19 protein-coding genes and 1 tRNA gene are annotated in these 19,121 nt (G+C 71.6%); 15 read left to right on the forward strand and 5 right to left on the reverse strand.

Annotation, left to right across the window (positions count from 1 at the left end; translation table 11 throughout):
- Positions 1-25: 25 nt before the first annotated feature.
- From yidD to rpmH, 3 genes are read right to left on the reverse strand one after another with little or no spacing between them, the layout of a single operon-like run.
- Positions 26-370, reverse strand: coding sequence for a membrane protein insertion efficiency factor YidD (gene yidD, locus ACFLFB_RS00440; RefSeq protein ID WP_392543739.1), 345 nt, complete (start codon positions 368-370; stop codon positions 26-28).
- Positions 367-804, reverse strand: a complete 438-nt coding sequence (gene rnpA, locus ACFLFB_RS00445) for a ribonuclease P protein component (protein ID WP_392543740.1) — start codon at positions 802-804, stop codon at positions 367-369. The genes yidD and rnpA overlap by 4 nt, the downstream gene beginning before the upstream one ends.
- Complete coding sequence (gene rpmH, locus ACFLFB_RS00450; protein ID WP_013885212.1) at positions 743-880, reverse strand: 50S ribosomal protein L34; 138 nt, start codon at positions 878-880, stop codon at positions 743-745. The genes rnpA and rpmH overlap by 62 nt, the downstream gene beginning before the upstream one ends.
- 400 nt (positions 881-1,280) lie before the next feature.
- On the opposite strand from rpmH, the gene dnaA reads away from it, so the two are divergent.
- From dnaA to ACFLFB_RS00475, 5 genes are all read left to right on the forward strand, one after another.
- Entirely contained in the window at positions 1,281-2,798 is a 1,518-nt protein-coding gene (gene dnaA / locus ACFLFB_RS00455; protein ID WP_392543741.1) for a chromosomal replication initiator protein DnaA, read from the forward strand.
- Between the two features lie 655 nt (positions 2,799-3,453).
- The gene (gene dnaN / locus ACFLFB_RS00460) at positions 3,454-4,587 is read left to right on the forward strand and encodes a DNA polymerase III subunit beta (RefSeq protein ID WP_392543742.1); all 1,134 of its coding nucleotides are present in this window, start codon (positions 3,454-3,456) and stop codon (positions 4,585-4,587) included.
- 79 nt (positions 4,588-4,666) lie between these two features.
- Positions 4,667-5,740 carry a phosphogluconate dehydrogenase (NAD(+)-dependent, decarboxylating) gene (gnd, locus tag ACFLFB_RS00465; protein WP_392543743.1) on the forward strand — a complete coding sequence of 358 codons (1,074 nt, stop codon included), beginning with the start codon at positions 4,667-4,669 and terminating at the stop codon, positions 5,738-5,740.
- 9 nt (positions 5,741-5,749) lie between these two features.
- A complete protein-coding gene (gene recF / locus ACFLFB_RS00470; protein WP_392543744.1) occupies positions 5,750-6,952 on the forward strand; it encodes a DNA replication/repair protein RecF in 1,203 nt (400 codons plus the stop codon).
- Positions 6,945-7,505: a DUF721 domain-containing protein gene (locus ACFLFB_RS00475; RefSeq protein WP_392543745.1), complete on the forward strand. Its 561-nt coding sequence runs from the start codon at positions 6,945-6,947 to the stop codon at positions 7,503-7,505. Before recF ends, ACFLFB_RS00475 begins: the two co-directional genes overlap by 8 nt.
- A 90-nt stretch (positions 7,506-7,595) precedes the next feature.
- On the opposite strand, the gene ACFLFB_RS00480 is transcribed toward ACFLFB_RS00475, so the two are convergent.
- A complete protein-coding gene (locus ACFLFB_RS00480) occupies positions 7,596-8,288 on the reverse strand; it encodes a TetR/AcrR family transcriptional regulator (protein ID WP_392543746.1) in 693 nt (230 codons plus the stop codon).
- 104 nt (positions 8,289-8,392) lie between these two features.
- Here ACFLFB_RS00480 and ACFLFB_RS00485 point away from each other — a divergent pair, with 104 nt between their 5' ends.
- The 5 genes from ACFLFB_RS00485 (at position 8,393) to ACFLFB_RS00505 (ending at position 12,318) form a co-directional block, all read left to right on the forward strand.
- Positions 8,393-8,872, forward strand: a complete 480-nt coding sequence (locus tag ACFLFB_RS00485; RefSeq protein WP_392543747.1) for a nitroreductase/quinone reductase family protein — start codon at positions 8,393-8,395, stop codon at positions 8,870-8,872.
- A 24-nt stretch (positions 8,873-8,896) separates the two neighbouring features.
- Positions 8,897-9,640: an enoyl-CoA hydratase-related protein gene (locus tag ACFLFB_RS00490; RefSeq protein WP_392543748.1), complete on the forward strand. Its 744-nt coding sequence runs from the start codon at positions 8,897-8,899 to the stop codon at positions 9,638-9,640.
- 62 nt (positions 9,641-9,702) lie between these two features.
- A complete protein-coding gene (locus tag ACFLFB_RS00495) occupies positions 9,703-11,160 on the forward strand; it encodes a protealysin inhibitor emfourin (RefSeq protein ID WP_392543749.1) in 1,458 nt (485 codons plus the stop codon).
- A 25-nt stretch (positions 11,161-11,185) separates the two neighbouring features.
- Complete coding sequence (locus ACFLFB_RS00500) at positions 11,186-11,647, forward strand: acyl-CoA thioesterase (protein ID WP_392543750.1); 462 nt, start codon at positions 11,186-11,188, stop codon at positions 11,645-11,647.
- Complete coding sequence (locus ACFLFB_RS00505; RefSeq protein ID WP_392543751.1) at positions 11,644-12,318, forward strand: N-acetyltransferase; 675 nt, start codon at positions 11,644-11,646, stop codon at positions 12,316-12,318. The genes ACFLFB_RS00500 and ACFLFB_RS00505 overlap by 4 nt, the downstream gene beginning before the upstream one ends.
- A 15-nt stretch (positions 12,319-12,333) precedes the next feature.
- Here ACFLFB_RS00505 and ACFLFB_RS00510 read toward each other — a convergent pair whose 3' ends face one another.
- The gene (locus tag ACFLFB_RS00510) at positions 12,334-13,014 is read right to left on the reverse strand and encodes a hypothetical protein (protein WP_392543752.1); all 681 of its coding nucleotides are present in this window, start codon (positions 13,012-13,014) and stop codon (positions 12,334-12,336) included.
- A gap of 305 nt (positions 13,015-13,319) precedes the next feature.
- Between ACFLFB_RS00510 and gyrB the strand changes: the two genes are divergently transcribed.
- The 5 genes from gyrB to ACFLFB_RS00535 all read left to right on the forward strand — a co-directional run bounded on the left by gyrB (position 13,320) and on the right by ACFLFB_RS00535 (position 19,081).
- A complete protein-coding gene (gene gyrB, locus ACFLFB_RS00515; protein ID WP_392545450.1) occupies positions 13,320-15,404 on the forward strand; it encodes a DNA topoisomerase (ATP-hydrolyzing) subunit B in 2,085 nt (694 codons plus the stop codon).
- A 47-nt stretch (positions 15,405-15,451) separates the two neighbouring features.
- Positions 15,452-18,097: a DNA gyrase subunit A gene (gene gyrA / locus ACFLFB_RS00520; RefSeq protein ID WP_392543753.1), complete on the forward strand. Its 2,646-nt coding sequence runs from the start codon at positions 15,452-15,454 to the stop codon at positions 18,095-18,097.
- A complete protein-coding gene (locus ACFLFB_RS00525; RefSeq protein ID WP_392543754.1) occupies positions 18,094-18,729 on the forward strand; it encodes a DUF3566 domain-containing protein in 636 nt (211 codons plus the stop codon). Before gyrA ends, ACFLFB_RS00525 begins: the two co-directional genes overlap by 4 nt.
- A gap of 121 nt (positions 18,730-18,850) precedes the next feature.
- Positions 18,851-18,927: transfer RNA gene (locus ACFLFB_RS00530), tRNA-Ile, on the forward strand.
- A gap of 31 nt (positions 18,928-18,958) precedes the next feature.
- The gene (locus ACFLFB_RS00535; RefSeq protein ID WP_392543755.1) at positions 18,959-19,081 is read left to right on the forward strand and encodes a DLW-39 family protein; all 123 of its coding nucleotides are present in this window, start codon (positions 18,959-18,961) and stop codon (positions 19,079-19,081) included.
- Positions 19,082-19,121: the final 40 nt, after the last annotated feature.

Consider the following 19,121-nt stretch of genomic DNA (forward strand, 5'->3'; position numbering starts at 1 on the left):
TGAGGTGTCACGGTCGTGACGGTGGTCAGTGGGGGTGACCCGCGGCCAGGGGTGCGCCCGGGTGGGGCTCCTGGTCGGGGTCGGCGGGGATGTCGCGGGGGCCGGTCGTCCCGGGTACCGGTCGGCCGGTGGCCGGGTCGCGCAGCGGGACGTGGTCGACGCCGCCGGGAGCCCAGGGGTGGCAGCGCCCGAGCCGGCGCACCGCCATCCACGAGCCGCGCAGCGGGCCGTAGGTCTCGAGCGCGGTCACGGCGTAGGCCGAGCAGGAGGGGTAGTACCGACAGGCGGGGGGTCGCATCGGCGAGATGAGGCGCTGGTAGAGGCGGATCGTCCAGATCAGGGGCGTCGCCAGCACGCGTCCGATGCTCATCTCACCCCTCCGAGTCGTCGAATCACCTTGTGGACCAACGGATCCAGCGCCTCGCCGAGTTCCCGCGAGGAGGCCGCGGCTGCCGCCGGGTTCGCCCGCACCACGACATCGGTGCCGGCCGGGAGCCGGTCGAGGCGCGCCGCGACGAGGGCCCGGAGCCGCCGCTTGGTGCGGTTGCGCACCACGGCACCCCCGACGGCCTTCGACACGACGAAACCGACCCGCGGCGGGAGACCCGCACGCGCGTCGGTCTGGTGGGCGTGGACCACGAGGAGCCGGGAGCCGGCCCGAGAACCTCCGGAGGCCCGGACCGCCGACGTGAACTCCGCGCGTTCGCGCAGTCGGTTCGGCGCCGGCAGCACCGGGTGGCCCTCAGGCGGAGAGCTCGGAGCGACCCTTGCGGCGGCGGGCGGCCAGGATGGCGCGGCCGGCACGGGTCCGCATGCGAAGGCGGAAGCCGTGCGTCTTGGCGCGACGACGGTTGTTCGGCTGGAAGGTCCGCTTGCTCACGTCAGTTCTCTCATCTGGAGGCGGGCCGGATCGGCCCGGTGGTCGGGGGAGCCTGGTGGATCGGCTGCCATCGGAAGCCCATGACCCAGCGGGGGTTCCCGCACCATCTTCGGTGCGGGTCACGGGCATGCGAAAACAGCCGACCAACAGGCCTGTTCACGGTACGCGACCGGGGCCAGCAGGGTCAAACCGGCCGGCACGGGTGCACAGGGCTGGGGAAAACCCTCTAGGATCCCACGGAGCACCGCCTGCCCCCCGGAACGACACACCCACCCGGACCCACTCGGCGATCCCCACAGTCTGTGGACAACGATGTGGATTGCACCGGCCACCGAGGTCAGGGCGCGGACGACGGCCCGAGGGGCGAAAGGACGGGGACCTGACTGTGGCGGACGCGACGATGGCCCAGCTGTGGCGGACCACTCTCGAGGTCCTGGACTCCGACGGGATCCCGGTGCAGCAGAGGGCCTTCCTCTCGCTGGCCCGCCTCGTCGGCCTCCTCGACGACACGGCGCTCATCGCCGTCCCGAACGACTTCACCAAGGACATCGTCGAGACCCGCCTTCGCGACCGGGTCACCGCGACCCTGGGGGCCCAGCTCGGCCGCGACGTCCGGCTCGCCGTCACCGTCGACCCGTCCCTTGCCGAGGCCGCCGCCCGCGAGGCGGAGCTGAACGGTGAGGACGACGGCCACGACCAGCGCGCCGCCGACCGCCGCCAGGAGATCGACGACCTCGACATCGGCGAGGACGAGGTCGACCCCTACGGCTCCGACCACGGCGCCGCCGACGCGCTCCCCGGCGGAGGCCACGGAGCACCCGTGCTCGTCGAGGTCCCCGGCGCCCGGCGTCCCCGCCCCGGCCAGCAGGTTCCCGAGCAGGTCGAGCTGACCCGCCTGAACCCCAAGTACACCTTCGACACCTTCGTCATCGGCGCGAGCAACCGCTTCGCCCACGCCGCGGCGGTCGCGGTCGCCGAGGCGCCGGCCAAGGCGTACAACCCCCTCTTCATCTACGGCGACTCCGGGCTGGGCAAGACCCACCTCCTGCACGCCATCGGGCACTACGCCCGCAACCTCTTCCCCCACGTCAAGGTGCGGTACGTGAACTCCGAGGAGTTCACCAACGACTTCATCAACAGCATCCGCGACGACAAGGCGAGCAACTTCCAGCGCCGGTACCGCGACGTCGACGTCCTGCTCATCGACGACATCCAGTTCCTCCAGGGCAAGGTGCAGACGCAGGAGGAGTTCTTCCACACGTTCAACACCCTCCACAACGCCAACAAGCAGGTCGTCATCACCAGCGACGTCCCGCCGAAGCTGCTCAGCGGCTTCGAGGCGCGGATGCGCAGCCGGTTCGAGATGGGCCTGCTCACCGACGTCCAGCCCCCCGACCTCGAGACGCGGATCGCCATCCTGCGCAAGAAGGCCATCCAGGAGCGGCTCTCGGTCCCCGACGACGTCCTGGAGTTCATCGCCTCGCGGATCTCCACCAACATCCGCGAGCTCGAGGGCGCCCTCATCCGGGTGACGGCCTTCGCCAGCCTCAACCGCCAGCCGGTCGACATGAGCCTGGCCGAGATCGTCCTGCGCGACCTCATCCCCGACGACGCCTCCAGCCAGGTGACGCCGGCGACGATCATGGCCCAGACGGCCGCGTACTTCGGCCTGACGCTCGACGACCTCCAGGGCCAGTCCCGCTCCCGGGTACTCGTCACGGCCCGCCAGATCGCCATGTACCTGTGCCGCGAGCTGACCGACCTGTCGCTGCCGAAGATCGGCCAGCAGTTCGGCGGCCGCGACCACACCACGGTCATGCACGCCGACAAGAAGATCCGCCAGCTCATGGCCGAGCGACGCGCGATCTACAACCAGGTCACCGAGCTGACCAACCGGATCAAGCAGCAGTCGCACTGACGCCCGGGGACCTCGCGCCCCAGTTGTCCACAGGTTGTCCCCACCCTGTGTAGAGACGTTGTCGAACCCTGAGAGCCCCGGGGTGCGGCCCCGACACGCTCAGCCCCGATGTCGAGGGTTCGACAGCGCGCGTCCACGGTGTGTGAACAACTCTGTGGACAACTCCTCCCGTCGCTCTGGCCACACGGTTCTCGACCACCACTTGTCCACAGAGCCTGTGGACAAGTGTGGACAACCCCGGTTTGGAGGTGGACGACGACGGTCGATGACGTGGACGACGTGTGAACGACGACCGACCGTCAACACCCCGCCCCCGCGGTCCACCGCTCGGTCCACGGTTCGTCCACACCCCGCACCCCCGTCCACGACCTGCGACGACACCCGGTCGTCCACAGAGTCCACAGCTCCTACTCCCACGACGAGACCTGGAAATGACATCTCGCCCCCCGACAACGACCTGCTGACGAACCTGCCCGGAAGGGCTCCGACCGGAGTCCCCGGACGAGGTACCGAACCCCGAAGTCGTGCACTAGTGTCAGGACCCCGCCTGCGTCGGGCGCGCCCTCACGTGCCCCACCCGACCTCGCGGACGGGGAGATTCTTGTGGGCACGAGCAGGGCGCGATGGACTCGCGCCGCACGAAGGTGGTTCAACCGTGAAGTTCCGCGTCGAGCGCGACGTCCTGGCCGAGGCGGTCACGTGGGTGGCCCGTGGGCTGCCGGCCCGACCGCCGGTCCCGGTGCTCGCCGGCATCCTCCTGCAGGCTGACGATGACGGCACGCTCACCCTGTCGGCGTTCGACTACGAGGTCTCCGCGCGGATCACCGTCGCGGCCGACGTCGCCGAGGCCGGCACGGTCCTCGTCCTGGGCCGCCTGCTCGCCGACATCTCGCGCAACCTGCCGGCCCGCCCCATCGACGTCGTCACCGAGGGCTCCAAGGTCCAGGTCACGTGCGGCTCCTCGCGCTTCAGCCTGCTGATGATGCCCGCCGACGACTACCCGACCCTGCCGACCTCCCCCGAGGCGAGCGGGTCGGTCGACGGCCACCTGTTCACCCAGGCCGTGGCCCAGGTGTCCGTCGCCGCCGACCGCGGCGACACCCTGCCGATCCTCACCGGCGTCCGGGTCGAGATCGAGGGCGACACGATGACGCTCCTCGCCACCGACCGGTACCGCCTGGCCATGCGCGAGCTGCACTGGAACCCCACGTCCACCGACGCCAGCCACGTCGTGCTCATCCCGGCGCGCACCCTGTCCGACACCGCGCGCTCCCTCGGGGCGAGCGGCTCGATCGACGTCGCGCTCGGCACCGCGGCCGGTGGCGACGGGCTCGTCGGGTTCGAGGCCGGCCAGCGCCGCTCCACCACGCGCCTCCTCGACGGCGAGTACCCCAAGGTGTCCTCGATCTTCCCCACGACCTCCGAGACCGAGGCCGTGGTGTCCACCACCGAGCTCGTCGAGGCCGTCAAGCGCGTCGCGCTCGTCGCCGAGCGCAACACCCCGATCCGACTGCGCTTCTCCGACGGCCAGGTCGCCATCGAGGCCGGCGCCGGTGACGACGCCCAGGCGTCCGAGGCGGTCGAGTCGCGGCTCACGGGCCCGGAGATCGAGATCGCCTTCAACCCGACCTACCTCCTCGACGGCCTGGGTGCGGTGGGGACGCCGTTCTCGCGCATCTCCTTCACCCAGTCCTCGCGCCCGGCGGTCCTGTCGGGCCAGGCCGAGGAGGACGGCGAGGCCGACACCTCGTACCGCTACGTCCTCATGCCCGTCCGCTTCGCGTCCTGACGCAGCGGCCCCTGCCGCGCCGGGCGTAGCCTTCGCCCACACGGTCCACGTCGCCCGAACACCACGAGGGAGTCACGAGATGCAGCTGGGTCTGGTCGGTCTGGGCAAGATGGGTGGCAACATGCGCGAGCGGCTGCGCCGCGCGGGCCACGAGGTCGTCGGGTACGACCGCGACAAGAAGGTCAGCGACGCCGCCACGCTCGCGGCCATGGTCAAGAAGCTCGACGCCCCCCGCGTCGTGTGGGTCATGGTCCCCCACGGGGCGCCCACCTCCGAGACCGTCACCAAGCTCGCCGACCTCCTCGACAAGGGCGACCTCGTCATCGACGGCGGCAACAGCAAGTTCACCGACGACTTCGAGCACGAGAAGCTGCTCAAGGCCAAGGGCATCGGCTACCTCGACTGCGGTGTCTCCGGCGGCATCTGGGGCCTGGAGAACGGCTACGGCCTGATGGTCGGCGGCACCGCTGCGAACGTCAAGCGCGCGATGCCGATATTCGACTCGCTGCGCCCCGAGGGCCCGCGCGACGAGGGCTTCGTCCACGCCGGCAAGGTCGGCGCCGGGCACTACACGAAGATGGTGCACAACGGCATCGAGTACGGCCTGATGCATGCGTACGCCGAGGGCTACGAGCTGCTCGAGAAGAAGGACATCGTCGAGAACGTGCCGGGCGCGTTCAAGGCGTGGAGCCGCGGCACGGTCGTGCGCTCCTGGCTGCTCGACCTCATGGTCAAGGCGCTGGAGGACAACCCCTCGCTCGAGAACGTCTCCGACTACACCTCCGACTCCGGCGAGGGCCGCTGGACCGTGGAGGAGGCCATCAACCTCTCGGTGCCGATGCCGGTCATCTCGGCGTCGCTGTTCGCCCGGTTCGCCTCGCGCCAGGACCACTCGCCCACGATGCAGGCCGTCGCCGCGCTACGCGGTCAGTTCGGCGGGCACCAGGTGATGACGACCGCCGAGGGCGAGGCGCTGCGCTCGGGTGACAAGGCCGGTCCCGCGTCGGCGAAGGCCGCCACCACGAAGGCCCAGTCCAAGGAGAAGCCTCCGCGCACGGCCAAGGCCGCGGCCGCGAAGGGTCGCGAGGCCGCTGCGGCGGGCCCGTCCTCGGGCGCCGGCTCGACGCGGAAGCGCGCCGGCTCGACGAGCTGAGCGCCGGGCGTGCACGTCCGGCACCTCTCCGTCGCCGACTTCCGGAGCTACACCACCGCCGAGCTGCCGCTCGGTCCCGGTGTCAGCACGATCGTCGGGCTCAACGGGCAGGGCAAGACCAACCTCGTCGAGGCGATCGGCTACCTGGCGACCCTGTCGAGCCACCGGGTGGCCACGGATGCGCCGCTGGTCCGGTTCGGTGCGCAGCAGGCCGTGGTCCGCGGTGCCGTCGTGCGCGACGGCCGTGAGACCGTGGTCGAGCTGGAGATCAACCCCGGGCGGGCGAACCGGGCGCGGCTCAACAGGTCGCCGCTGACCCGGCCGCGCGACGTGCTCGGCACGTTGCGCACGGTGCTCTTCGCGCCGGAGGACCTGGCGCTGGTCAAGGGTGAACCCGGCGAGCGGCGCCGCTTCCTCGACGACCTCCTCGTGGCCCGTCAGCCGCGGTGGGCCGGGGTGCGGTCGGACTACGACAAGATCCTCAAGCAGCGGGGGGCCCTGCTGAAGACGGCCGGTCCGGTGCTGGGGCGAGCCGCGCGGCGCCGTCGCCCGTCGTACACCGAGGGCGTTGACGTTGCGGCAGAACGCGATTCGGCGCTGCACACGCTCGGGGTGTGGGACTCGCACCTCGCGCAGGTCGGGTCACAGCTGCTCTACGCGCGGCTGCGGCTGCTGCGCGACCTCGGGCCGTACCTGTCGAAGGCGTACGACGAGGTGAGCGCCGGCCAGTCGGACGCGCGCGTGGCCTACAAGGCGTCGCTGCGCGAGGAGACCGCCGTGCGGCTGGCCGCCGGCGAGGTGCCGGAGGTGGCCGAGCTGCACGAGGAGATCCTCGCGTCTCTGGCCGAGGTCCGCAGCCAGGAGGTCGAGCGCGGGGTCTGTCTCGTCGGTCCGCACCGGGACGACGTCGTCCTCAGCCTGGGCGAGCTCCCCGCCAAGGGGTACGCGAGCCACGGGGAGTCGTGGTCGTTCGCGCTGGGGCTGAAGCTCGCGGCGTTCCAGCTGCTGCGCACCGACCTCGGGGACGACCCGGTGCTCGTCCTCGACGACGTCTTCGCCGAGCTCGACTCCGGGCGCCGTGAGCGCCTGGCGGCGATGGTGGCCGACTGCGAGCAGGTCCTCATCACCGCGGCGGTGCCGGCCGACGTGCCCGAGGGGCTGGCCGGACGGACCTACGCGGTGACCCTGGGTGAGGTGGCCGAGGATGCCTGACGAACAACTTCCTGCTGCAGGCGACGAGAACGGTTCTGGCACAGCCGAATCGGAGGAGTCGATCGGCGACTCGGTCGAGGCCGCGCGGTCGGCGTTGTCGCGGGCGCGGGCCGCGGCGCGGGCCAAGGGCCTGCGGCCGGGGCTGAAGCCGCGCCGCCGGACCAAGGACGTGCCGGTCGACCGGCGCTCGGCCGGGCGCGACCCCCAGCTCCTCGGCGACCAGCTCGACCAGTTCGTCGCCGAGCGCGGGTGGGGCGCCGACGTCGCGGTGGGGGCCGTCATCGGGCGCTGGCCGCAGATCGTCGGGCCCGAGGTGTCGCAGCACTGCGAGCCGATCGACTACGCCGAGGGCGTCCTCACCGTGCGCGCCGACTCCACCGCGTGGGCCACCCAGCTGCGGCTGCTGTCGTCGAGCCTGCTCGGGCGGCTAGCGGAGGACGTCGGTGAGGGGACCGTGACCGAGATGAAGGTCGTCGGTCCGGCCGGTCCGTCCTGGAAGCGTGGCTCGCGGCGGGTGCAGGACGGCCGCGGCCCCCGCGACACCTACGGCTGACCCCTTCGTCCCCCGCTCCATCGCGCCCTACCGCCTTGTACGCGGGGTGATCACCCCACGTACCAGGCGGTAGCGCCGGATGGAGGGGCGTCAGGTCGTCAGGGTGTGGAGGACGAGGCGGACCTGGTGCTCGAGCAGGTCGGCGCCGGCGGGGGGTCCGTCGGGGCCGTACTGGCCGAAGACCTCCAGGCTCACCGCGCCGACGAGCGTCGCCCAGAGGTGGGCCGCGCGCGCCGCCACCGCAGGGCTTCCGGGCAGGCCGACCTCGGCGGCGAGCGGCGTGAGCTCGGTTGCGAGGGAACGAGGCAGCGGCACCCCGGCGCTGCGATTCGTCACCTCACCGAGCGCGGCCCCCTCGGCGACGAGGGCTGCCATCATCAGGACCACGCGGGTCCCCGGCTCGGTCGTCCGCTCGGCGGGCGCGACGTAGCCGGGCACCGGGCTGCCGTAGAGGAGGGCGTAGCGCGCCGGGTCGGCGACCGCCCACGCCCGGAAGGCCAGGGCCCCCACGACGAGGCGTTCGCGCCACGACCGGCGGGCCGCGTCGGCGACGGCCGCGTCGACGGCGTCGGCGAGGTCGGTGTACGCGTCGACGACGAGGAGCGTGAGCAGCTCGTCGCGGTTGGCGACGTAGCGGTACACCGCCGAGGACACCATCCCCAGCTCGCGGGTGACGGCGCGCAGCGACAGCCCGGCCGCTCCCTCCTCCGCGAGGTGGCGGCGCCCGATCTCGAGGATGCGGTCGGTGACGTCCTGGCGGCGGTCGGCGCGGGTGGGGGGCACGAGGCCATCCTCGCACAGAAGTGAGAGCAGTGCTCTTGACAACCGCGCAACCGCAGGTCCACACTCGAAACGAGAGCACCGCTCACACTTTGAAGGAGACGACGATGAACGCCAGGAACCCCCGCCCCGCCGCCCAGGACCCCACCCGCTACGTCCCGCCCGGTGGCCGGATGGACCGCTGGTCGCAGGTCGCCACCCGCTGGCTGACCGAGCGCGGCATCAGCCTCATGGGCTCGAGGGTGATCACCGTGGTGGGTCGCCGCAGCGGCACCCCGCGCCGGGTGGTGGTCAACCTCCTCACCCTCGACGGCGAGCGGTACCTCGTCGCCCCGCGCGGCAACACCCAGTGGGTGCGCAACGCCCGCGCGGCCGGCGGCGGCGAGCTGGCCCTGGGCCGGAGGACCGAGCACGTCGTCCTCACCGAGCTCCCGGCCGAGCAGCGCGCCCCCGTGCTGCGGGTCTACCTCGACCGCTGGGGTTGGGAGGTCGGGCGCTTCGTCGAAGGGCTCACCCGCGACTCCACCGACGCCGAGCTCGAGGCCGCGGCCCCCGGCTTCCCCGTCCTGCGCGTCACCCCCGCCTGAGCCGGGGCGGCTAGGGTCGCTGGCGTGAGCGACGCACTGGTGCACCGGCACGACGACGACCGGATCGCCGTCGTCACCCTCGACTCCCCCGCCAACCGCAACGCCCTGTCCCGGCGGCTCGTCGCCGAGCTGGGCGAGGTCCTCGCCGAGGCCGGGGCCGACGAGTCCCTCCACGGCGTGCTCCTGCGCTCGGCCCACCCGGTCTTCTGCGCCGGCGCCGACCTCAAGGAGGCGGCCACGGTCGACATGGTCGAGGCGGCGCGCGGCATCATCGCGCTCCAGCGGTCCATCGCCTCCCTCCCGGTCCCCGTGGTGACCCGGCTCGACGGCGCCGTGCGCGCCGGCGGGCTCGGGCTGGTCGCGTCGTCGGACATCGTCATCTGCCGCGACGACGTGTCGTTCGCCCTCACCGAGGTGCGGCTCGGCCTCGCGGCCGCCGTCATCTCCATCCCGCTGAGGGCCCGGCTCACCTCGCGCGCGGCCTCCGCCTGGTCCCTCACCGGGCACCAGTTCGGCGCCCGCGAGGCCCTCGACCACGGCCTCGTCACCGGGGTCGTCGACGAGGCCGGGATGGATGCCGCGGTCACCGGAGTGCTCGACGACCTGCGCGCCGGGGCCCGGCAGGGACTGGTGGAGGCCAAGCGCATCCTCAACCGGGACCTGGTCGCCGCGTTCGACACCGACGGCGAGGAGATGGCCCGGCTGTCCGGCCTGCTCTTCCACAGCCACGTCGCCCAGGAGCGGATGGCCGCGGCCCTGCGCCGCTGACCTGCCTGACCCGCACCCCGCCTCGGGTCGCGGGTGTCGGTGGCCGCGTGCAGGGTGGTCCCATGAGGAAGCAGCCCGCCCCGCACCGGTGCACGATCGTCCCGCCGTACCTGCTCGAGGCGCTCGCGTCCTCCGACGACCCCGCGGTCGCGGCCTGGGCCCGGGCCACCCTCACGGCCGACGAGGACCTGCGGCGCACCCGACGCAGCGCCGAGCTGCGATCCGGTGCGGCACCCCGTGCTAGCACGGTGCCCAAGCCGCGCCGCAGCACCACCGAGGGTCCGCAGCGCGCGGTGCACGACGCGAAGTCCGCCACCACCCTCCCCGGCGACCTCGTCCGGGGGGAGGGCCAGCCCGACACCGGCGACCGCGAGGTCACCGAGGCGTACGACGGGCTCGGCTCCACCTGGGAGCTGTGGCAGCAGGTCTACGGACGCAACTCCCTCGACGGCAAGGGCCTGCCGCTCGTCGCCACCGTCCACTACGGCACCCAGTACGACAACGCCTTCTGGGACGGCACCCAGATGGTCTTCGGTGATGGCGACGGCGTCATCTTCCAGCCGTTCACCCGCAGCCTCGACGTCATCGGCCACGAGCTCGCCCACGGCGTCACGCAGTACACCTCGGGGCTGAACTACCAGGACCAGTCGGGCGCACTCAACGAGTCGGTGTCCGACGTGTTCGGCGTGCTCGTCAAGCAGCGCGCGCTCGGGCAGTCCGCCGACCAGGCCGACTGGCTCATCGGGGCCGAGCTGCTCGCCCCCGACGTCAAGGGCGTCGCGCTGCGCTCGATGGCCGCACCGGGCACCGCCTACGACGACCCGCGCCTGGGCAAGGACCCGCAGCCCGCGCACCTGGACCACTACGTCGACACCACCGACGACAACGGCGGCGTCCACATCAACTCGGGCATCCCCAACAAGGCGTTCCACGTCCTGGCCACCACCCTCGGGGGCAACGCGTGGGAGGTCGCGGGCCAGGTCTGGGTCGACACCATCACCGGCGACATCTCCGCCGACTGCGACTTCGCCACGTTCGCCGCCCTCACCGTGGCGGCCGCCACGAAGCGCCACGGTGAGGAGTCCGAGGTCGTCACCGCCGTGCGCGCCGCCTGGGATGCCGTGGGCGTCACCTCGGCTGCGACGGCGCCGGACGAGACCGACCCGTCGGGCACCGGGAACTCCGGCTCGGGTGACGACGGTTCGTCATCGTCGGCCCTAGCGCCGGGCACCTCGGTCAGCGTCCGGCGCACCGGGGGGTTCGCCGGTCGCACCCTCGAGCGCACCGTCACCCTCGAGGAGCTCCCCACCCACGACACCCGCGCGTGGCAGAGCCTGCTCGCCGACGACCGCCTCACCGCCCTGGCCCGCGAGGCCGCGGCGACCCGCCGGATGCCCGACGCGTTCTGCTACGGCGTGCGCTGCGAGACGCCACCACTCGACGTCGAGCTCCCCGAGCCGCAGCTGAGCGACGACGTCCGCAGCCTGCTCGAGCGCACCCTGGCCCCCGGCGAGCACTGAGCCCCACCCCACCTACGATCGGGCCATGACCGACCCACGCGAGCTGCGCCGCGAGGACTTCGACGACCTGTCCACCGCGACCACCCGCTGGTCCGACAACGACATGCTCGGGCACCTCAACAACGCCGTGTACCTCGAGCTGTTCGACACCGCGATCAACGCGTGGATGGTGCGGGAGACCGGCATCGACGAGCGCGTCGCCCCGGAGCAGGGGGTGGTGGCCCAGTCGACGGTCCGCTACTTCAGCGAGGTCTCCTTCCCCGGCACGGTCGACGTCGCGGTGCGGGTCGCCCGCACGGGCCGCACCAGCGTCGTCCTGGAGGCGGCCCTGTTCCTCCCCGGGTCGGAGGACGTGGTGGCGCACTGCGAGTGGGTGCAGGTCTACATCGGCCGCGAGAGCCGGCGTCCGACGCCCATCCCGGCGGCCGCGCTCGCCGTGTTCGACCGCTGCCTCGCCACCCGCGCCCCGCGGGACGCCACCTCGTGACGAACGCCGCCCCCGGCGGGCCGGCGCCGGTCCACCCGGTCGCCGACCTGCTGCTCCGTGCCTGGCGTGGCCCCCGCCAGCCTGTCGACGGCTCGTGGAGTCGCACGCCCTCCTGGCGCGACGGCGTCCACGCGGTGGTGTCCGTGACCGGCCGGGCCGTGGTCACCGCCCCCGACGACGTCACCGACACCGAGCTGGCCGACCTCGGGGTCGACGGCTGGGGCCACGCCCACGACCCGCGCGTCATGACCCGTCTGGCCGGTCGCGACGGCTGGGTCGACGTCCTCGACGCCGTGCTGTTGGCCGAGGGCACCGGGGCACCGGACCCACGCCTCGTCCTCCGCCCCGACCTGCGCGACCACCCGCGGGTGCACCACGCCCTCCCCATCCGCGGCGACGTCCGGGTCTTCGGCCTCGAGGGCGACGACACCACCGTCCTCACGCTCGCCACCGGCCTGGGCGGGCTCACCGAGATGAGCTTCGAGGTCGGTCCGACCCACCGGGGTGCCGGCCTGGGCACCGCCCTCGCCGCGGCCGCGCGCGGCCTGGTGCCGGCCGGCCATCCGGTGGTCGCCTGCGTGTCGCCCGGCAACGTCCCCAGCCTGCGCGCCCTGCTCACGGCCGGGTTCGAGCCCGTCGGCTCGGTGCAGGTCTACCGCCCCGACCGTTGACCGGATCGGTGCTGTTCAGTACGACTGGAGGTGCTCGAGGATGACGTTCGTGATGGCGTCGACCTGCTTCGGCGACACGTGGGACACCGTCACGGCCACGAGTTTGGGCCCCTTGCTGACGAGGATCATGCGCCCGTGCACGGTGAAGCTCAGGACCTTCGCCGAGTAGGGCTGGACCAGCGCCTTGCCCATCTGCGTCGAGACCGTCCGGGTCTTGCCGACCTTCCCCGCCGACCCGCCCATCTGCTGCATCGCTGCCATGAGCTCGGAGGCCGACGGCATGGGTTCGGTCGTGCTCGTGACGCCGACGTTCGGCGTGTAGCCCTTCACCCGCGGGCCGAACACCATGACGTCGCTGGACGCGATGGTGGCTTCGAGCTGGGCGGGGTCGAGACTGAACTCCTGCGCCAGGTCCTTCATGGCCGCCGTGTCGCCGATGCCGTCGACCAGCTTCTTGTCGACGACCTTCCACGACGACGGCACCGCGACGAGGACGCCGTTCTCGTCGGCCTCGGCCCACCGGTGCCCCTTGGGTGCCGCCGGGGTCGGCCGGTCGGGGTCGTAGGTCGGCGCCAGGCTCGGTGACGGGGTCCCCACGGGCGCGAACGGGTTCACCGCCCCGCACCCCGAGACGGCCAGCACGACCGCACACACGACGGCGCCCAGGCACCGCTTCCACCCCGTTGTCCCCACCATGGCCGACACCGTAGATCACCCGATGTCGTCGTGACCGGGAAACGGCGATCACGGCCTCTGGGGGCCGGGGGGGCGTGTCGGGGGTCGGACGGGTGCCTGTTCGTGCCGGAAAACCGTCCACAAGGGGCTCCCGGAGGCAAGTCCTGACGGTTCTGACCTATAGAATAGGAGGTGATTCCGCGCCCTCGGTGTCTGACGCCGTGGGCGCGCTCCATGAGCCCCGTCGGTCCGTCCGCACCGGGGCGCCATACCGAAGGAGACCCGTGGCGGAGCAGCAGCCCGACGAGACCCCCGAGCAGACCCCGGTGGCGGCCCCCGAGCCGGCCGACCCGGTGGCGGTACCGGTCCCCGAGGCTGAGGGTGTGGCCTATGACGCCTCGGCGATCACCGTCCTCGAGGGCCTCGAGGCGGTCCGCAAGCGCCCCGGCATGTACATCGGCAGCACCGGCGAGCGCGGTCTGCACCACCTGGTGTGGGAGATCGTCGACAACGCTGTCGACGAGGCGCTCGCGGGGTACGCCGACACCATCGACGTCACCCTGATGGAGAACGGCGCCGTCCGCGTCAAGGACAACGGCCGCGGCATCCCCACCGACATGCACCCCACCGAGGGCGTCAGCGCCGTCGAGCTCGTGCTCACCCAGCTCCACGCCGGAGGCAAGTTCGGCGGCGGCGGCTACAAGGTGTCCGGTGGCCTGCACGGCGTCGGTTCCTCGGTCGTCAACGCGCTCTCCACCCGCCTCGACGTCTGCGTGCGCCAGAAGGGCCACGCCTTCCGGATGTCGTTCGAGCAGGGCGTGCCCGTCGGCCCGCTGACCAAGATGGAGGAGACCGACCGCACCGGCACCACCATCACCTACTGGGCCAACCCGGAGATCTTCGAGACGGTCGACTACGACTACGAGACGATCCGCGCCCGCTTCCAGCAGATGGCCTTCCTCAACAAGGGTCTGACGATCAACCTCGTCGACGAGCGCGTGGCCGTCCCCCGCGACGGTTCCCCCGACCTCGACGGCGTCGACACCGACATCACGGTCGTCGAGGACCACGAGGACGAGGCCGCCGGCGGTGGGGTCAAGACCACCACCGCGCGCTCGGTGTCGTACCGGTACGAGAACGGCCTGGTCGACTACGTCAACCACCTCGTGTCGTCCAAGCGCACCGACCCCGTGCACCCCGACGTCATCTCCATCGAGGTCGAGGACGTCGCGCGCAGCCTGTCCCTCGAGCTCGCGATGCAGTGGACCACCTCGTACTCCGAGTCGGTCCACACCTACGCGAACACGATCAACACCCACGAGGGCGGCACCCACGAGGAGGGCTTCCGCGCGGCGCTGACCAAGCTCGTCAACGACTTCGCGCGCAAGCAGAACCAGCTCAAGGACAAGGACGAGAACCTCACCGGCGACGACGTCCGCGAGGGCCTCACGGCCGTCATCAGCGTCAAGCTCGGCGAGCCGCAGTTCGAGGGGCAGACCAAGACCAAGCTCGGCAACTCCGAGGTCAAGGGCTTCGTCCAGCGCGCCATGACCGACGAGTTCGGCGCCTGGCTCGACAGCCACCCCAACGAGGGCCGCGAGATCGTCCGCAAGTGCATCCAGGCCTCCGCAGCCCGGATGGCGGCGCGCAAGGCCCGCGAGGCCACGCGCAAGCGGGTCCTCGAGTCCGGCGGCCTGCCCGGCAAGCTGCGCGACTGCCAGGCCAAGGACCCCGCGGTCTCCGAGGTCTTCATCGTCGAGGGCGACTCGGCCGGCGGTTCGGCCGTGCGTGGCCGCAACCCCTACTCGCAGGCGATCCTCCCGATCCGCGGCAAGATCCTCAACGTCGAGCGGGCCCGCCTCGACAAGGCCCTGGCCAACCAGGAGGTCCAGGCCCTGATCTCGGCGTTCGGCACCGGCATCGGTGAGGACTTCGACATCGAGAAGGCCAGGTACCACAAGATCGTGCTGATGGCCGACGCCGACGTCGACGGCATGCACATCCGCACGCTGCTGCTCACCCTGCTCTTCCGGTTCATGAAGCCGCTCATCGAGGCCGGCTACGTCTACCTCGCGCAGCCGCCGCTGTTCCGCATCAAGTGGAGCAACGCCCCGCACGAGTTCGCCTTCACCGACCGCGAGCGCGACGCCCTGCTCGCCGAGGGCCAGAGCAAGGGCCGGCGCGTCCCCAAGGACAACCCGATCCAGCGCTACAAGGGTCTGGGCGAGATGGACTACCAGGAGCTCTGGGAGACCACGATGGACCCCGACCACCGGGTCCTGCTGCAGGTCACCCTCGATGACGCCGCCGCCGCCGACGAGATCTTCTCGATCCTCATGGGCGAGGACGTCGAGTCGCGCCGCTCCTTCATCCAGCGCAACGCGCGCGACGTCCGCTTCCTCGACATCTGACCGCGCCCCGCGCCCGCACCCTGACGTCCCGATAGCCAAGGAATCTGATGACTGAGCAGCCCCCGGTCGAGTTCGACCGCACGGAGCCGATCGACCTCAACACCGAGATGCAGCGGTCGTACATCGAGTACGCGATGAGCGTCATCGTCAGCCGCGCCCTCCCCGACGTGCGCGACGGCCTCAAGCCGGTGCACCGTCGCGTGGTCTACGCGATGTACGACGGCGGCTACCGCCCCGACCGCGGCTTCAACAAGTGCAGCCGCGTCGTCGGCGACGTCATGGGCCAGTACCACCCGCACGGTGACACCTCGATCTACGACGCCCTCGTGCGCCTCGTCCAGGACTGGTCGCTGCGCTACCCGCTCGTCCAGGGCCAGGGCAACTTCGGCTCCCCGGGCGACGACCCGGCGGCGGCCCCGCGGTACACCGAGTGCCGCATGGCGCCGCTCGCGATGGAGATGGTGCGCGACATCGACGAGGAGACCGTCGACTTCCGCCCGAACTACGACGGCAAGACCCTCGAGCCCGAGGTCCTGCCCAGCCGCTTCCCCAACCTGCTCGTCAACGGCAGCGCGGGCATCGCGGTCGGCATGGCCACCCAGATCCCGCCGCACAACCTCGGTGAGGTCTCGCGCGCGGCCGAGTGGGTCCTCCAGCACCCGGATGCCACCCGCGAGGAGACCCTCGCCGCGGTCATGGCCGAGGTCAAGGGCCCGGACTTCCCCACCGGCGCGCTCATCATGGGCGGCCGCGGCATCGACGACGCCTACCGCACGGGCCGCGGCTCGATCATCATGCGCGCGGTCGTCGAGGTCGAGGAGATCCAGAACCGACAGTGCCTCGTCGTCACCGAGCTGCCCTACCAGGTCAACCCCGACTCCCTCGCGCAGAAGATCGCCGAGCACGTCAAGGACGGCCGCCTCAACGGCATCGCCGACATCCGCGACGAGACCTCGGGCCGCACCGGCCAGCGCCTCGTCATCGTGCTCAAGCGCGACGCGGTGGCCAAGGTCGTCCTCAACAACCTGTTCAAGCACACGCAGCTGCAGACCACCTTCGGCGCGAACATGCTGGCGCTGGTCGACGGTGTGCCCCGCACCCTGCCGATCGACGCGTTCATCCGCTACTGGGTCGACCACCAGGTCGACGTCATCCAGCGGCGCACCGCGTACCGGCTGCGCAAGGCCGAGGAGCGCATCCACATCCTGCGCGGCCTGCTCAAGGCGCTCGACGCGCTCGACGAGGTCATCGCGCTCATCCGCCGCTCGCCCACCGTCGACGCCGCGCGCACCGGCCTGATGGAGCTGCTCGAGATCGACGAGCTGCAGGCCCAGGCCATCCTCGACATGCAGCTGCGCCGGCTCGCGGCCCTGGAGCGCCAGAAGATCATCGACGAGCACGACGAGCTCGACTCGCAGATCAAGGACTTCGAGGACATCCTCGCCACGCCGCTGCGCCAGCGCTCGATCATCAGCGAGGAGCTCGCCGAGATCGTCCGCCGCTTCGGCGACGAGCGCCGCACCCAGATCCTCCCGTTCGACGGCGACATGTCGATGGAGGACCTCATCCCCGAGGAGGACGTCGTCGTCTCCATCACGCGCGGCGGCTACGCCAAGCGGACCCGGGTCGACGCGTACCGCTCGCAGAAGCGCGGCGGCAAGGGCGTGCGCGGCGCGTCCCTGCGCGGCGAGGACATGGTCGACCACTTCTTCACGACCACCTCGCACCACTGGCTGCTGTTCTTCACCAACCTGGGCCGGGTCTACCGCGCCAAGGCCTACGAGCTGCCCGACGCCGGCCGCGACAGCAAGGGCCAGCACGTCGCCAACGTGCTCGCGTTCCAGCCGGGCGAGAAGATCGCGCAGGTCCTGGCGATCCGTGACTACGCCACCGCCGACTACCTGCTGCTCGCCACCAAGGGCGGCCTGGTGAAGAAGACCCGCCTCGGCGAGTACGACAGCCCCCGCAGCGGCGGCCTCATCGCCATCAACCTGCGCGGTGACGACGAGCTCGTCGGCGTCGGGCTGGTCGGTGAGCGCGACGACCTGCTGCTCGTCTCCCGCAAGGGCCAGTCGGTGCGCTTCCACGCCGATGACGCCACGCTGCGTCCGATGGGGCGCGCCACCTCCGGTGTCACGGGCATGAAGTTCCGCGGTGACGACTCGCTACTGTCGATGTCGGTCATCGAGGAGGGCACCGACCCCGACGTGTTCGCCATGTTCGAGACCGGCCTGGCCAAGCGCTCGAAGGCGTCGGAGTGGAACGTCAAGGGCCGCGCCATCCTCGGTGTCGCCGTCGCGAAGCTCAGCGAGAAGGGCGGCGACCTCGTCGGCGCCCTCACCGTGGCCGAGGACGACGAGGTCCTCGTGATCTTCGCCAAGGGCAACGTCGTGCGCTCCCGCGTCGACGGCGTGCGCCTGACCGGCCGGAACACCATGGGCGTGCAGTTCGCCAAGGCCGGCAAGGGCGACGCCATCGTGGCCGTGGCCCGCAACCCCGAGCGCGAGGTGGAGGAGGCCGTCGAGGAGGCAGAGGACGCCGCCGGCGTGCCGGTCGTCGACGGGTCCGCGCCCGTCGTGGCGGCTGGTGACGATGCCATCTCGGTCGATGGCGCGCCCGGTTCGGAGGTCGCTGACGAGGTGACGGATGCCGTACCGTCGGTGGACGACGACGACACAGGAGGTCGTGAGTGAGCACGGCAGACCACGCAGGGCGCCCCCTGGGTTCCTCGGCCTCCTCCACGGGAAGCACCCCCCGCCGCGGGACCTCCCCGTCGGGGTCCCCGGCCTCGGGTTCCGGTGACGGCGGCGCGCTGCGCCGGATGGCCGGCGGCGACGCCACCACGGCCTCGACGTCCGCTCCCACCGCGCCGGTGCCGGTGCGCAGCGCTCCTGACCGGGCCACGTCCTCCGAGGGCGCTCCCGCAGCGGCTGCGAAGAAGCCGGCTCCGCGCCCCTCGGCCAACCGCCGGGTGCGCCTCACGGTCTCGCGCGTCGACCCCTGGTCGGCGATGAAGATCTCGTTCCTGCTGTCGGTCGCCCTGGGCATCGCGATGGTCGTCATGGTCTTCGTGCTGTGGACGATCCTCGCGGGCATGGGGGTCTTCGACCAGATCAACGGGGTCATCGGCCAGGTCGTCCAGGACGGGCAGAACCGCTTCGACATCATGGACTTCATCGGGCTGCCCCGGGTGCTGTCCCTGTCGGTCGTCGTCGCGGTTATCGACGTCGTCCTCATCACCGCGATCTCGACCCTCGCGGCCTTCCTCTACAACGTCTCCAGCGCCCTCGTCGGCGGGGTGCAGCTCACCCTCACCGACGACTGATCCACGCAAGTGGGGACGGGGGCCCGGGGGTCCCCGTCGCCGTTTTGGGAGAGGGCCGGTGCATCCGGTAACCTCGTGCACCGCGCCACCCTCCGTGGGGGGCGCACGCCGATCGGCGGACGGGCCTATAGCTCAGACGGTTAGAGCGCTTCCCTGATAAGGAAGAGGCCACAGGTTCAAGTCCTGTTAGGCCCACCACCCGATCCCTCACTCCCCAGGTGGTGCACCGGTGAAGAAGATCCTCATCCTCCTCGCGACGGCCGTCGGTGCGGTCGCGGTCCAGAAGAAGATCGCCTCCAAGCAGGCCGAGAACCGGCTCTGGGCGGAAGCCACGGACACCCCCAAGAGCTGAGACCGACGTCGATGACGCCCGCTCGCCTCGTGCGCGCGGG

Origin of the sequence: Oryzobacter telluris (assembly GCF_043099285.1) — a bacterium.
In the GTDB taxonomy this organism is placed as follows: domain Bacteria; phylum Actinomycetota; class Actinomycetes; order Actinomycetales; family Dermatophilaceae; genus Oryzobacter; species Oryzobacter telluris.

Excerpts from the sequence above, each read along its gene's own strand:
- ACFLFB_RS00495 (WP_392543749.1), top strand. The coding sequence starts at position 9,703 with ATGAGGAAGCAGCCCGCCCCGCACCGGTGCACGATCGTCCCGCCGTAC.
- gnd (WP_392543743.1), top strand. The coding sequence starts at position 4,667 with ATGCAGCTGGGTCTGGTCGGTCTGGGCAAGATGGGTGGCAACATGCGC.
- ACFLFB_RS00500 (WP_392543750.1), top strand. The coding sequence starts at position 11,186 with ATGACCGACCCACGCGAGCTGCGCCGCGAGGACTTCGACGACCTGTCC.
- yidD (WP_392543739.1), bottom strand. The coding sequence starts at position 370 with ATGAGCATCGGACGCGTGCTGGCGACGCCCCTGATCTGGACGATCCGC.
- gyrA (WP_392543753.1), top strand. The coding sequence starts at position 15,452 with ATGACTGAGCAGCCCCCGGTCGAGTTCGACCGCACGGAGCCGATCGAC.
- ACFLFB_RS00485 (WP_392543747.1), top strand. The coding sequence starts at position 8,393 with ATGAACGCCAGGAACCCCCGCCCCGCCGCCCAGGACCCCACCCGCTAC.
- ACFLFB_RS00475 (WP_392543745.1), top strand. The coding sequence starts at position 6,945 with ATGCCTGACGAACAACTTCCTGCTGCAGGCGACGAGAACGGTTCTGGC.
- ACFLFB_RS00510 (WP_392543752.1), bottom strand. The coding sequence starts at position 13,014 with ATGGTGGGGACAACGGGGTGGAAGCGGTGCCTGGGCGCCGTCGTGTGT.
- dnaA (WP_392543741.1), top strand. The coding sequence starts at position 1,281 with ATGGCCCAGCTGTGGCGGACCACTCTCGAGGTCCTGGACTCCGACGGG.